This is a genomic window from Streptomyces vulcanius, from assembly GCF_042653945.1.
Taxonomy (GTDB): domain Bacteria; phylum Actinomycetota; class Actinomycetes; order Streptomycetales; family Streptomycetaceae; genus Streptomyces; species Streptomyces mangrovi.
In genome coordinates this window covers 86,850-99,147 of sequence record NZ_JBHSFK010000044.1, presented here as the reverse complement: position 1 = coordinate 99,147, position 12,298 = coordinate 86,850, and the positions used below count along the sequence as shown (strand labels likewise).

Annotated in this window: 9 protein-coding genes; 8 read left to right on the top strand and 1 reads right to left on the bottom strand. The window is 73.2% G+C overall.

Going from position 1 to position 12,298, the window contains the following annotated elements; all coding sequences use genetic code 11:
- The 4 genes from ACFPIH_RS45105 to nudC form a co-directional block, all read left to right on the top strand.
- Nucleotides 1-2,169: PD-(D/E)XK nuclease family protein (locus ACFPIH_RS45105; protein WP_385878860.1), on the top strand; the 2,169-nt coding region annotated here is incomplete at its 5' end.
- Nucleotides 2,170-2,213: 44 nt separating this feature from the next.
- Entirely contained in the window at nt 2,214-5,684 is a 3,471-nt protein-coding gene (locus ACFPIH_RS45100; protein ID WP_381164932.1) for a UvrD-helicase domain-containing protein, read from the top strand.
- Nucleotides 5,685-5,694: 10 nt separating this feature from the next.
- Nucleotides 5,695-7,104 carry a dipeptidase gene (locus ACFPIH_RS45095; RefSeq protein WP_381164929.1) on the top strand — a complete coding sequence of 470 codons (1,410 nt, stop codon included), beginning with the start codon at nt 5,695-5,697 and terminating at the stop codon, nt 7,102-7,104.
- A gap of 155 nt (nt 7,105-7,259) precedes the next feature.
- Nucleotides 7,260-8,204 carry an NAD(+) diphosphatase gene (gene nudC / locus ACFPIH_RS45090; RefSeq protein ID WP_381164926.1) on the top strand — a complete coding sequence of 315 codons (945 nt, stop codon included), beginning with the start codon at nt 7,260-7,262 and terminating at the stop codon, nt 8,202-8,204.
- 58 nt (nt 8,205-8,262) lie between these two features.
- Here nudC and ACFPIH_RS45085 read toward each other — a convergent pair whose 3' ends face one another.
- Nucleotides 8,263-8,505, bottom strand: coding sequence for a mycoredoxin (locus ACFPIH_RS45085; RefSeq protein ID WP_381164923.1), 243 nt, complete (start codon nt 8,503-8,505; stop codon nt 8,263-8,265).
- A gap of 94 nt (nt 8,506-8,599) precedes the next feature.
- On the opposite strand from ACFPIH_RS45085, the gene ACFPIH_RS45080 reads away from it, so the two are divergent.
- The 4 genes from ACFPIH_RS45080 (at nt 8,600) to ACFPIH_RS45065 (ending at nt 12,261) form a co-directional block, all read left to right on the top strand.
- Complete coding sequence (locus tag ACFPIH_RS45080; protein ID WP_381165767.1) at nt 8,600-10,924, top strand: ATP-dependent DNA helicase UvrD2; 2,325 nt, start codon at nt 8,600-8,602, stop codon at nt 10,922-10,924.
- Nucleotides 10,925-11,069: 145 nt separating this feature from the next.
- The gene (locus ACFPIH_RS45075) at nt 11,070-11,396 is read left to right on the top strand and encodes a hypothetical protein (protein WP_381164920.1); all 327 of its coding nucleotides are present in this window, start codon (nt 11,070-11,072) and stop codon (nt 11,394-11,396) included.
- 176 nt (nt 11,397-11,572) lie between these two features.
- Nucleotides 11,573-11,941 (top strand): WhiB family transcriptional regulator, encoded by a 369-nt coding sequence (locus ACFPIH_RS45070; RefSeq protein WP_030038270.1) that lies wholly within the window; start codon nt 11,573-11,575, stop codon nt 11,939-11,941.
- Nucleotides 11,938-12,261 (top strand): hypothetical protein, encoded by a 324-nt coding sequence (locus ACFPIH_RS45065; RefSeq protein ID WP_381164916.1) that lies wholly within the window; start codon nt 11,938-11,940, stop codon nt 12,259-12,261. Before ACFPIH_RS45070 ends, ACFPIH_RS45065 begins: the two co-directional genes overlap by 4 nt.
- Nucleotides 12,262-12,298 lie beyond the last annotated feature (37 nt).

Genomic DNA, 12,298 nt, shown 5'->3' with positions numbered 1-12,298 from the left:
CCCGCCTCGCCCTCCGAGCCCGCCTCGCCCTCCGAGCCCGCCTCGCCCTCCGAGCCCGCCTCGCCCTCCGAGCCCGCCTCGCCCTCCGAGCCCGGGTCGCCCCCCGAGGCCGCGTCGCCCCCCGAGCCGGCACCTGCCCCCGTGTCGGCTGCGAGGCCAGCCCCGGAGCCCGCCTCCGTCGCCGTGTCGCCCTCCGGTCCCGCCCCGGAGCCCGCCTCCGTCGCCGTGCCGCCCTCCGGTCCCGCCCCCGAGCCCGCCTCCGCCCCGGCCGCCGCGCCCGCACCCTGCTGGCTCGACACCGAGACCGCCCTCGCCCTGCTCGCCTCCCCCCTCGCCGGTATGGACGCCGCCGATCTGCGGCGGCTCGGGCGGGCCCTGCGGGAGGAGGAGCGGGCCGGAGGGAATGCCGTGCCGCCGCCTTCGGACGAACTGCTCGCGCGGGCGCTGGCCGAGCCGGAGCGGCTGGTCGCCCACGACCCGGTGTACGCGCGCGGCGCCCAGCGGCTCGGCGCGCTGCTCGCCACGGCCCGTGAGCGCCTCGCGCGCGGCGGCACGGCCGAGGAGGCCCTCTGGGACCTGTGGGAGGGCACGCCCTGGCCCGCGCGGCTGGAGCGGGCCGCCCGGCGCGGCGGCGCGGCCGGCCGCAACGCCGACCGCGACCTGGACGCCGTATGCGCCCTGTTCGCCACCGCCACGCGCGCGGAGGAGCGCACCGGAGGCCGCGGCGCCCTGAACTTCCTGGCCGAGATCGAGGCCGAGGACATCGCCGCCGACACCCTCACCCGCCGCGCCGTACGCCCCGACGCCGTACGCCTGATGACCGCGCACCGCGCCAAGGGCCTGGAGTGGAGCCTGGTCGTCGTCGCAGGCGTTCAGGAGGGCCTGTGGCCGGACCTGCGCCGCCGCGGCTCGCTCCTGGAGGCCGACCGCATCGGCCGCGACGGACTCGCCGAGCCGCTCACCCCGGGAGCGCTGCTCGCCGAGGAGCGCCGCCTGTTCTACGTGGCCGCCACGCGTGCGCGTGACCGGCTCGTCGTCACCGCCGTGAAGGCGCCCGCCGACGACGGCGACCAGCCCTCCCGCTTCCTCACAGAGCTCGGCGTCGAGCCCCGGGACGTCACCGGCCGCCCCCGCCGCCCGCTGTCGGTCGCCGCCCTCGTCGCCGAACTGCGCGCCACGACGGTCGACCCGCGCGTCTCCGACCGCCTGCGGGAGGCCGCCGCCCAGCGGCTGGCCCGGCTCGCCGCGCTCACCGACGAGGACGGCCGCCCACTGGTCCCCTCCGCGCACCCCTACCGCTGGTGGGGCATGTTCGAGCCGACCGAGAGCAAGGTGCCGCTGCGCGACCGCGACCAGCCCGTCGTGCTGTCCGGCAGCGCCCTCGACCAGCTCGCCAACACGTGCGCCCTGCAGTGGTTCCTGGGCCGCGAGGTGAAGGCCGACGCCCCCGCCACCGCCGCCCAGGGATTCGGCAACGTCGTACACGTCCTCGCCGACGAGGTCGCCTCCGGACACACTCCGGCCGACCTCGACGTCCTCATGGAACGCCTCGACTCCGTGTGGAACGCGCTCGCCTTCGACGCGCCGTGGAAGTCGGAGCAGGAGAAGGGCAACGCGCGCGTGGCGCTCGAACGCTTCCTGAAGTGGCATGTGATGGACCGAACGGGTCGCACCTCGGTCGCCAGCGAGCACGACTTCGACGTCACCCTCGGCGCGGGCGACTACGAGGTCCGCATCCGCGGCCAGTTGGACCGCGTCGAGGCGGACGGCGAGGGCCGCGCCTACGTCGTCGACTTCAAGACCGGGAAACAGGCGCCCACCGCCCGCGAGGTGGAACGCCATCCCCAGCTCGCCGTCTACCAGCTGGCTGTCCGCGAGGGCGCCGTCGACGAGGCATTCGACGGGGTGCGGCCGGAGCCGGGCGGCGCGGAGCTGGTGCAGCTTCGCCAGGGCGCCGCCAAGAAGGACGGCGGCGAGACCCTGCCCAAGGTGCAGGCGCAGGAGGCCTTGCAGGGCTCGGCGGGGGAGTGGGTCGGCGAACTCCTCGCCACGGCGGCCGGGAAGGTCCTCGACGAGCGGTTCACACCGAGCGCGGGCCAACACTGCACGCACTGCTCGTTCCGCGCGTCGTGCAGCGCCCGGCCCGAGGGGCGGCACGTGGTGGAGTGAGCGGTGTGTCATCGGTTGTCAGTGCCCGCCGCTAGCCTCTCAGCATGCCCGCCCGTATCACCGATCCCGAGCAGCTCAAGGAGCTCCTCGGGATCCCCTTCACCCCGGAGCAGACGGCCTGCATCGTCGCGCCGCCAGCCCCGCAGGTGATCGTGGCCGGAGCTGGGTCGGGGAAGACGACGGTGATGGCCGCGCGCGTGGTGTGGCTGGTCGGCACCGGCCAGGTCGCCCCGGAACAGGTCCTCGGCCTGACCTTCACCAACAAGGCCGCCGGCGAACTCGCCGAACGCGTCCGCAAGGCACTGGTGAGGGCCGGTGTCACCGACCCCGACGTCATCGACCCGGACAACCCGCCGGGCGAGCCGGTGATCTCCACATACCACGCCTTCGCGGGCCGCCTGCTCACCGACCACGGCCTGCGCATCGGCCTGGAGCCGACCTCCCGCCTGCTCGCCGACGCCACCCGCTTCCAGCTCGCCGCACGCGTCCTGCGCGAGGCCCCGGGACCCTACCCGTCGCTCACCCGCTCCTTCGCCGACCTGGTCAGCGACCTCCTCGCCCTCGACGCCGAACTCGCCGAACACCTCGTACCCCCCGAGGACCTGCGCGCCTGGGACGCCGGACTGCTGCGCACCCTGGACGGCGTCAAGCTCACCAACGCCGACCTGCGCAAGGTCCCCGACACCGCCGCCGCCCGCCGTGAACTGGCCGACCTGGTACTGCGCTACCGCGCCGCCAAGCGGAAACGCGACCTGCTGGACTTCGGCGACCAGATCGCCCTGGCCGCGCGGCTCGGCCAGGTCCCCGAGGTGGGCCGGATCCTGCGCGACGAGTTCCGCGTCGTCCTCCTCGACGAGTACCAGGACACGTCGGTGGCCCAGCGCATCCTCCTCGCCGGCCTGTTCGGCGGCGGCACCGGCCACCCCGTGACCGCCGTCGGCGACCCCTGCCAGGCCATCTACGGCTGGCGCGGCGCCTCCGTCGCCAACCTCGACGACTTCCCCGAGCACTTCGCCCGCGCCGACGGCAGCCCCGCCACCCGCCAGGCGCTCAGCGAGAACCGCCGCAGCGGCGGCCGGCTCCTCGACCTCGCCAACGGCCTCGCCGAACCCCTGCGCGCCATGCACGCGGGCGTGGAGGCCCTCCGCCCGGCCCCCGGCGCCGAACGGGACGGCCAGGTCCGCTGCGCCCTCCTGACCACCCACGCCGAGGAGATCGACTGGATCGCCGACTCCGTCGCCCACCTCGTGAACACCGGCAAGGCGCCCGGCGAGATCGCCGTCCTGTGCCGCACCGCCACCGACTTCGCCGAGATCCAGGGCGCGCTCGTCGCACGGGACGTACCGGTCGAGGTGGTCGGCCTCTCCGGGCTGCTGCACCTCCCCGAGGTCGCCGACCTCGTCGCCGTCTGCGAGGTCCTCCAGGACCCCGGCGCGAACGCCTCGCTGGTCCGGCTGCTCACCGGCCCGCGCTGGCGCATCGGCCCGCGAGACCTGGCCCTCCTGGGCCGCCGGGCACGGCTGCTCGTCGCCCACGCGCGCGGGGACGGCGACGACGACCCGGACCGCCGCCTCGCCGAGGCCGTCGAGGGGGTCGACCCGTCCGAGGTGATATCGCTCGCGGACGCCCTCGACACGTTTCTGGAGACCCCCTTCGAGGGTGACCGGGACGACGGGCTGCCGTTCTCGCCGGACGCGCGCGTGCGCTTCGCCCGCCTCGCCACCGAACTGCGCGACCTGCGCCGCTCGCTGGCCGACCCGCTGATGGACGTCCTGCACCGCGTCCTCGCCGTCACCGGCCTCGAGGTCGAACTGTCCGCCTCCCCGCACGCCCTGGCCGCCCGCCGCCGCGAGACCCTGTCGAACTTCCTCGACATCGCCGCCTCCTTCGCCGCCGGCGAGCGCGAGGCGAGCCTGCTCGCCTTCCTCGGCTTCCTGCGCACCGCCGCGCAGTACGAGAAGGGCCTCGACAACGCCCTCCCGGGCGGCGAGAACACCGTCAAGGTGCTCACCGCGCACAAGTCCAAGGGCCTGGAGTGGGACGTCGTCGCCGTCCCCGGTCTGGTCACCGGAACCTTTCCCAGCGGCCAGGGCCGCGAGAAGTGGACCGCCCAGGCCAAGGTGCTGCCGCACGAACTGCGCGGCGACGCCGACACCCTCCCCGACATCGGCTCCTGGGACTCCCGCGGCATGAAGGCCTTCCACGAGGCCATGAAGGACCACCAGCACACCGAGGAACTCCGCCTCGGCTATGTCACCTTCACCCGCCCCCGCTCCCTCCTGCTCGGCTCGGGGCACTGGTGGGGTCCCACCCAGAAGAAGCCCCGCGGCCCCTCCGACTTCCTTCAGAAGCTGTACGACCACTGCGCGGCCGGGCACGGCGAGATCGAGGCATGGGCGGACGAGCCGGAGGAGGACGAGGAGAACCCCACCGTGCACCGCGCGGGCGCCGACCAGGTCTGGCCGCTCCCCCTGGACGACGCGGCACTCGCCCGCCGCCGCGCCGCCGCCGCGACCGTCCTCGCCCACCTGGACGACCTCGCCGCCCGGGACGACGTCCTGCCCGCCACCACGCACGACCAGGAGACGTACGACGACCCGGACTGGCCCCCGCCGCCCGACGAGGACGAGCCGCCCTACGACGACCTCCACGACGAGCCCGACCCCTTCGACGATGACCTGGCATCCCGCGTCGGCCCGGCCCGCCCCACCGTCCCCCACCAGGCCACCGCGCCGCGGGACCGCCTCACGCCCGAGGAAGCCCGTACGGTCGCCTCCTGGGACCGCGACCTCGACGCGCTCGCCGGAGAGCTCCTGCGCACCCGCCGCGCCGTCACGGACGTACCCCTCCCGGCGACCCTCACCGCCTCGCACATGCTGAAGCTTGCCGACGACCCGGACGGGCTCGCGCAGGAGCTCGCGCGCCCCATGCCACGCCCCCCGCAACCGGCCGCGCGCCGTGGCACCCGGTTCCACGCATGGGTGGAGGCCCGTTTCGAGGCGTTGACGCTCCCCCTGCTGGAACCGGACGACCTGCCCGGCGCCGACGCCGAGATCGCCGACGAACGCGACCTGGAAGCACTCAAGGAGGCCTTCGAGCGCACCGACTACGCCCACCGCACACCCCACCGCGTGGAGGCCCCCTTCCAGCTCGCCCTCGCCGGACGCGTCGTCCGGGGCCGGATCGACGCCGTCTACAAGGAGGTCGACGGGGAGACGACGACGTACGAGATCGTCGACTGGAAGACCAGCCGCACCCGGTCCGCCGACCCGCTCCAGCTCGCCCTCTACCGGCTCGCCTGGGCCGAGCAGCAGGGCGTACCCGTGGAATCCGTCACAGCGGCGTTCCTCTATGTCCGCACCGGCGAGGTCGTACGGCCCGCCGCACTGCCCGATCGTGCGGCGCTGGAGCGCCTGTTGACGGGCGAGGAGGCCGCCGGAGCCGACTCGGCGGGGCAGACAGCACAGGAACAGCGTGCGCAACCGCCCGGCGAGGATGTCGGCGCGGGCCGATAGGCTCGTGACCATGAGCCATCCCGTTGACAGTGCCGTCAGCGCCGTCCGCACGTACATCGAGCAGCACCGCGCCGCCTTCCTCGACGACCTCGCCGGGTGGCTGCGCATCCCGTCGGTGTCGGCACAGCCCGACCACGCCCCCGACGTGCGGCGCAGCGCGGACTGGCTCGCGGCGAAACTGAAGGAGACCGGCTTCCCGGTCACCGAGGTCTGGCAGACGCCCGGCGCGCCCGCCGTGTACGCGGAGTGGCCCGCCGACGATCCCGGCGCACCCACCGTGCTGGTCTACGGCCACCACGACGTCCAGCCCGCCGCCGTCGAGGACGGCTGGGACAGCGACCCCTTCGAGCCCGTCGTGCGCGAGAACCGGCTCTACGCGCGCGGGGCGGCCGACGACAAGGGCCAGGTCTTCTTCCACACCCTCGGCGTCCGCGCCCACCTCGCCGCCACCGGCCGCACCGCCCCGGCGGTCACCCTCAAGCTGCTGATCGAGGGCGAGGAGGAGTCCAGCTCACCGAACTTCCGCGCCCTGGTGGAGGAGCACACCGAGCGGCTCGCCGCCGACGCCGTGATCGTCTCCGACACCGGCATGTGGTCCGCGGACACCCCCACGGTGTGCACGGGCATGCGCGGCCTCGCCGAGTGCGAGATCCGCCTCTTCGGCCCCGACCAGGACATCCACTCCGGATCCTTCGGCGGCGCCGTGCCCAACCCGGCCACCGCGGTGGCCCGCCTGGTCGCCGCCCTCCACGACGAGCACGCGCGTGTGGCCGTTCCCGGCTTCTACGACGGCATCGTCGAGCTCACCGACCGCGAACGGGAACTCTTCGCCGAACTGCCCTTCGACGAGGACCAGTGGCTGCGCACCGCCAGGTCGCACGCCCCCCACGGCGAGGCCGGACACACCACCCTGGAGCGCGTCTGGGCCCGTCCGACCGCCGAGGTCAACGGCATCGGCGGCGGCTACCAGGGTCCCGGCAGCAAGACGATCATTCCGTCCTCGGCCTTCGTGAAGCTGTCCTTCCGGCTGGTCGCGGGCCAGGACCCGGACCATGTGGAGAAGGCCGTACGCGCCTGGGCCGCCGAGCAGCTGCCCGCCGGGATCCGCTCCGAGATCGCGTTCAGCCCGGCCACCCGCCCGTGTCTGACCCCGCTCGACCACCCCGCCCTGCAGTCCGTGGTCCGCGCCATGGGCCGCGCCTTCGAGCAGCCCGTCCGCTTCACGCGCGAGGGCGGCTCAGGACCGGCCGCCGACCTCCAGGAAGTGCTCGGCGCCCCCGTGCTCTTCCTGGGTATCTCCGTCCCCTCGGACGGCTGGCACGCGCCGAACGAGAAGGTCGAGCTGGATCTCCTCCTCAAGGGCGTCGAGACCAGCGCGTACCTCTGGGGCGATCTCGCCGACACCTGGCACGCGCCCTGACATTCCCGCTAGGTCCGGAGCCGGTTGGTGCGCGCGGCACACTGGGAAGGCCGCCCCCGCACCGTGACACCTCACCGGCCCCGGTCGCCCCTGCCGCACGTCCCGCTGAACCGCCCGCCGAAACCACCGTTCCACCGGGGGAGTTGGAAGCACCCGTGACCACCTGGACCGATCAGAACGCCGACCGACCCATCTCGCTCACCGCCCCGAGCGGCATCGACCGAGCCGCTCACCACCGGCTCGACGAGGCCTGGCTCGCCGCGGCGTGGAGCCACCCCACGACGCGCTGCTTCGTCGTCTCCGGCGCCCAGGTCCTCATCGACGAGACGGCCGACGGCCGCACCGAACTCGTCATGACCCCGTCCTTCGAGGCCCCCCTCACGGAGGCGCACCGCTACTTCCTGGGCACCGACGAGGACGGCGTCAGCTACTTCGCGCTCCAGAAGGACGCCCTGCCCGGCCGTATCGACCAGTCCGCGCGCGCCGCAGGACTGCGCGAGGCCGGGCTGCTGCTGTCACCGCGCGACGTGGGCCTGATGGTGCACGCGGTCGGCCTGGAGAACTGGCAGCGCACCCACCGCTTCTGCTCCCGCTGCGGCGAGCGCACGGTCATCGCCGCGGCAGGGCACATCCGCCGCTGCCCCGCCTGCGGCGCCGAGCACTACCCGCGCACCGACCCCGCGGTGATCATGGCCGTCACCGACGAGGACGACCGCGTCCTGCTCGGCCGGCAGGTCCACTGGCCCGAGGGCCGTTTCTCGACCCTCGCGGGTTTCGTGGAGCCCGGCGAGTCCATCGAGCAGGCGGTGCGCCGCGAGGTCTTCGAGGAGGCCGGGATCAGCGTCGGCCAGGTCGAGTACATCGCCAGCCAGCCCTGGCCGTTCCCGTCCAGCCTCATGCTGGGCTTCATGGCCCGCGCCACCTCCACCGACATCGACGTCGACGGCGACGAGATCCACGAGGCCCGCTGGTTCTCCCGCGACGAACTCGGCGCCGCCTTCGAGTCCGGCGAGGTGCTGCCCCCGTACGGCATCTCCATCGCGGCCCGTCTGATCGAGCTCTGGTACGGCAAGCCGCTGCCGACCCGCACCTTCAGCTGACCCACGGCAGGCGAAAGGGCGGCCACCGGTACCTCGGTGGCCGCCCTTTCGCCTACGCCTACGCGCCGATCTTCTGCTTCACCTGCGCCAGCGACGGGTTCGTCAGCGTCGAACCGTCCGGGAACAGCACGGTCGGCACCGTCTGGTTTCCGCCATTCGCCTTCTCCACGAACGCCGCGGACTCCGGGTCCTGCTCGATGTTGATCTCGGTGTACGCGATGCCCTCGCGCTCCAGCTGCTTCTTCAGCCGCTGGCAGTAGCCGCACCACGTGGTGCTGTACATCGTCACAGTGCCCAGCATGTCTCTCGTGCTCCTTCGGCGGGTCGTGGGGACGGGCGGTCGTTGGGGCAACGTACGTGAAAGGGCCGCCATTCCCGGCACACACATCCAGGGGATGACGGCCGACGCATTAGTACGACTGCGAGGGTCCGCCTGTGGACAACCTGCTCACCCGTCCCGGCCGACCTGGCAGCATGGCCGTGTGACAGCAGCAACGCACTCCCCTCTCTTCCCGCGGGTACCCGACTCGGCCGACGCGGTGCTCGAAGGGCTCGACCCCGAGCAGCGCGAGGTGGCCACCTCACTGCACGGCCCGGTGTGCGTGCTGGCCGGAGCCGGTACGGGCAAGACCCGGGCGATCACCCACCGGATCGCCTACGGCGTCCGCGCCGGCATCCTCCAGGCCTCCAGCGTGCTCGCCGTCACCTTCACCAACCGCGCCGCGGGCGAGATGCGGGGCCGGCTGCGGCAGCTCGGCGCGCAGGGCGTCCAGGCCCGCACCTTCCACTCCGCGGCCCTGCGCCAGCTGCAGTACTTCTGGCCGAAAGCCATCGGTGGCTCGCTGCCCCGGCTCGTCGACCGCAAGATCCAGCTCGTCGCGGACGCCGCCGCGGCCTGCCGCATCCGTCTCGACCGGGGCGAGCTGCGGGACGCGACCGCGGAGATCGAGTGGTCCAAGGTCACCCAGACCGTCCCCGCCGACTACGCCCTCGCCGCCGCCAAGGCAGGCCGAGATGCCCCCCGCGACCCCGCCGAGATCGCCCAGCTCTACGCCGCGTACGAGGACCTCAAGCGCGACCGCGGGGTCATCGACTTCGAGGACGTCCTGCTGCTGACCGTCGCAGTCCTCCAGGACCGGCAGGACATCGCCGAGCAGGTCCGCGCCCAGTACCAGCACTTCGTGGTGGACGAGTACCAGGACGTCAGCCCCCTCCAGCAGCGCCTCCTGGAGCTGTGGCTCGGCGACCGGGAAAGCCTCTGCGTGGTCGGCGACGCCAGCCAGACGATCTACTCCTTCACCGGCGCCACCCCCGACCACCTCCTCGACTTCCGCACCCGCCATCCCGGCGCCACCGTCGTCAAGCTCGTCCGCGACTACCGCTCCACGCCCCAGGTCGTCCACCTCGCCAACGGCCTGCTCTCCCAGGCCAGCGGCCGGGCCGCCGACCACCGCCTGGAGCTGATCTCCCAGCGCGCCCCGGGACCCGAGCCGGTCTACACCGAGTACACCGACGAGCCCGCCGAGGCCGAGGGCGCCGCCCGCCGCATCCGCGAGCTCCTCGCCGCAGGGGTCCCGGCCGCCGAGATCGCCGTCCTGTTCCGCACCAACGCCCAGTCCGAGACCTACGAGCAGGCCCTCGCCGACGCCGGCGTCCCCTACCAACTGCGCGGCGCCGAGCGCTTCTTCGACCGGCCCGAGGTGCGCAAGGCGATCGCCGCGCTGCGCGCCGGCGCCCGGTTCGGGGGCAACGACACCCTCCTGGAGGACACCGTCGACCTGCCCTCGCAGGTGCGTGCCGTCCTCTCCGGCGAGGGCTGGACTCCACAGCCCCCGGCCGGCTCCGGGGCCGTCAGAGAGCGCTGGGAGTCGCTGGCCGCACTGGTCAACCTCGCCCAGGACTGCGCGGCGGCCAGGACCGGCGCCACCCTCGCCGACCTGGTCGGCGAACTCGACGAGCGGATGAACGCCCAGCACGCCCCGACCGTCCAGGGCGTCACCCTCGCGTCCCTGCACTCCGCCAAGGGTCTGGAGTGGGACGTGGTGTTCCTGGTCGGGGTCGCCGAGGGAATGATGCCGATCACCTACGCCAGGACCGACGAGCAGATCGAGGAGGAGCGCCGGCTGCTCTACGTCGGGGTCACCCGGGCCCGCGAGCGCCTGCATGTCTCCTGGTCGCTCTCCCGCTCGCCCGGCGGCCGCCCGAACCGCCGCCCCAGCCGCTTCCTGGACGGGCTGCGCCCGGGCTCGGGAGCGCACTCGGGCCGATCGGGCTCCGGGGCCCCGGGAAGCGTCGAGCGCGGCTTCACCGGCGCCACGGCGAGCGCCCCCGCCGTGCCGCGGCGGACCCAGCGCTCCCCGGCCCGGTGCCGGGTCTGCGGGCGCACCCTGACCGACGCCGGCGAGATGAAGCTGATGCGCTGCGACGACTGCCCCTCCGACATGGACGAGGGACTGTACGAACGGTTGCGGGAGTGGCGGGCGACGCAGGCGCGCCGAGGCGGGCAGCCGGCGTTCTGCGTCTTCACCGACCGGACCCTGATGGCCATCGCCGAGACAGTCCCCGACGAGGCGGGCGAACTCGCGCGGATCCCCGGCGTCGGAGTGCGCAAGCTCAACCGTTACGGAGCCGATGTCCTGGCCATCTGCGCAGGCCGGCCCGTCGCGGACGAGGACGAGGAGGAGCGGGACGGTACTGACGCGAACTCGTCGAAAAAATAGTTTGCGCATGCCCCGGCAATCCCCATAGGTTCTTGCACACGGGAACGGCGGCCTTCTCCAAGGCACCGGTTCCGTGCTCTACTTACATATCCGTCGGACTGGGTTCACCCCCGGTCCCCCGAGACGCCGAGAGGAGGCGATTCCAGTGATCATCATCAACAGCCGCTCCACCACCAGCACCGCCAAATTGACCGATCGCTCGGTCGTCTCCACGTGCATGCTCGGCGCCTCGACCCTGGGCACCGGTCTGTCCGGCACTCGTGCCGCTCGGCCGGCGTCCTCCTCTGTTGCCCCCGCGGGCCTTCCCGTCCGTGAGCGCAGTGAGCGACCGACCAAGGCACTGGAAGCAGTAGCGGCACAGGCGCAGGCCTATGCCTTTACGGCGGCCGGTGCCGGAGGCCGGAAGCAGACGACGCAGCACCACCTGATGTGGGCCTTCCGTGGGCCAGAACCCTGGAGTGATCCAGCCTGATCGACAATCAGGCCGGCGCCTTCAGGGCCGCGGAACCCCACCCGGGATCCGCGGCCCTTCTGTTTGTCCCCCAACGGGGATGACGGAGCGAAGGGGCCTCGGGACAACAAAAGAACCCGGTACCAGCCGCCACCCGGTCCCACCGGACCGGAACGACCAGACGAGGAAGACGAACCGTGCAACTCGAAGCGCACGCCCCGTCCGTACCGCCTTCCGAAACGATCCCCCCGCCCGGCCTCACGGAGGACTCCACCTTGACTCCGCTCACCGCGCTCACCGCGCTCGACGACGCCATCGAGAACCTCGGCGTACCCGTCCCCTGCCGCTCCTACGACCCGGAGGTCTTCTTCGCCGAGTCGCCGGCCGACGTCGAGTACGCCAAGTCCCTCTGCCGCACCTGCCCGCTGGTCGAGGCCTGCCTCGCCGGCGCCAAGGAGCGGCGTGAGCCCTGGGGCGTCTGGGGTGGCGAACTGTTCGTCCAGGGCGTCGTCGTCGCCCGGAAGCGGCCGCGTGGCCGCCCGCGCAAGAACCCGGTCACGGCATGAACACCGCAGGAACGATCGACCGCCCCCTCACGCAAGACCCCAAGAAGCAGGCCCCGATGAAGCCGTTCACCAGCGAGCCCGAAGGCTCCGCGACCGAAGACGTCACCACCACCGGAGCGATCGACTCGCGCCAGAACAGGACCCGCGAAATGCAACTCATCCCAGAAGCCCTGGCTCGTGCGCATATGCACGAGCGACTGCGGGAGGCCGAGCGGGACCGCCAGGCCGTGCGCCTGGCGGCGGCCCGCCGGATGCAGCGCCGGGCCGAGCGCGCCTCGCTTCGCGCCCGCCGGGCGCTCGCCATGGCCGTGATGCAGTAGCCATCACCTGCATCACCTGCATGACCTAGTGGCCACC

What these genes read in the sequence shown, in the direction of transcription:
- ACFPIH_RS45100 (WP_381164932.1), top strand. Translation starts at nt 2,214, where the DNA reads ATGCCCGCCCGTATCACCGATCCCGAGCAGCTCAAGGAGCTCCTCGGG.
- ACFPIH_RS45065 (WP_381164916.1), top strand. Translation starts at nt 11,938, where the DNA reads ATGAACACCGCAGGAACGATCGACCGCCCCCTCACGCAAGACCCCAAG.
- ACFPIH_RS45085 (WP_381164923.1), bottom strand. Translation starts at nt 8,505, where the DNA reads ATGCTGGGCACTGTGACGATGTACAGCACCACGTGGTGCGGCTACTGC.
- ACFPIH_RS45095 (WP_381164929.1), top strand. Translation starts at nt 5,695, where the DNA reads ATGAGCCATCCCGTTGACAGTGCCGTCAGCGCCGTCCGCACGTACATC.
- ACFPIH_RS45080 (WP_381165767.1), top strand. Translation starts at nt 8,600, where the DNA reads ATGACGGCCGACGCATTAGTACGACTGCGAGGGTCCGCCTGTGGACAA.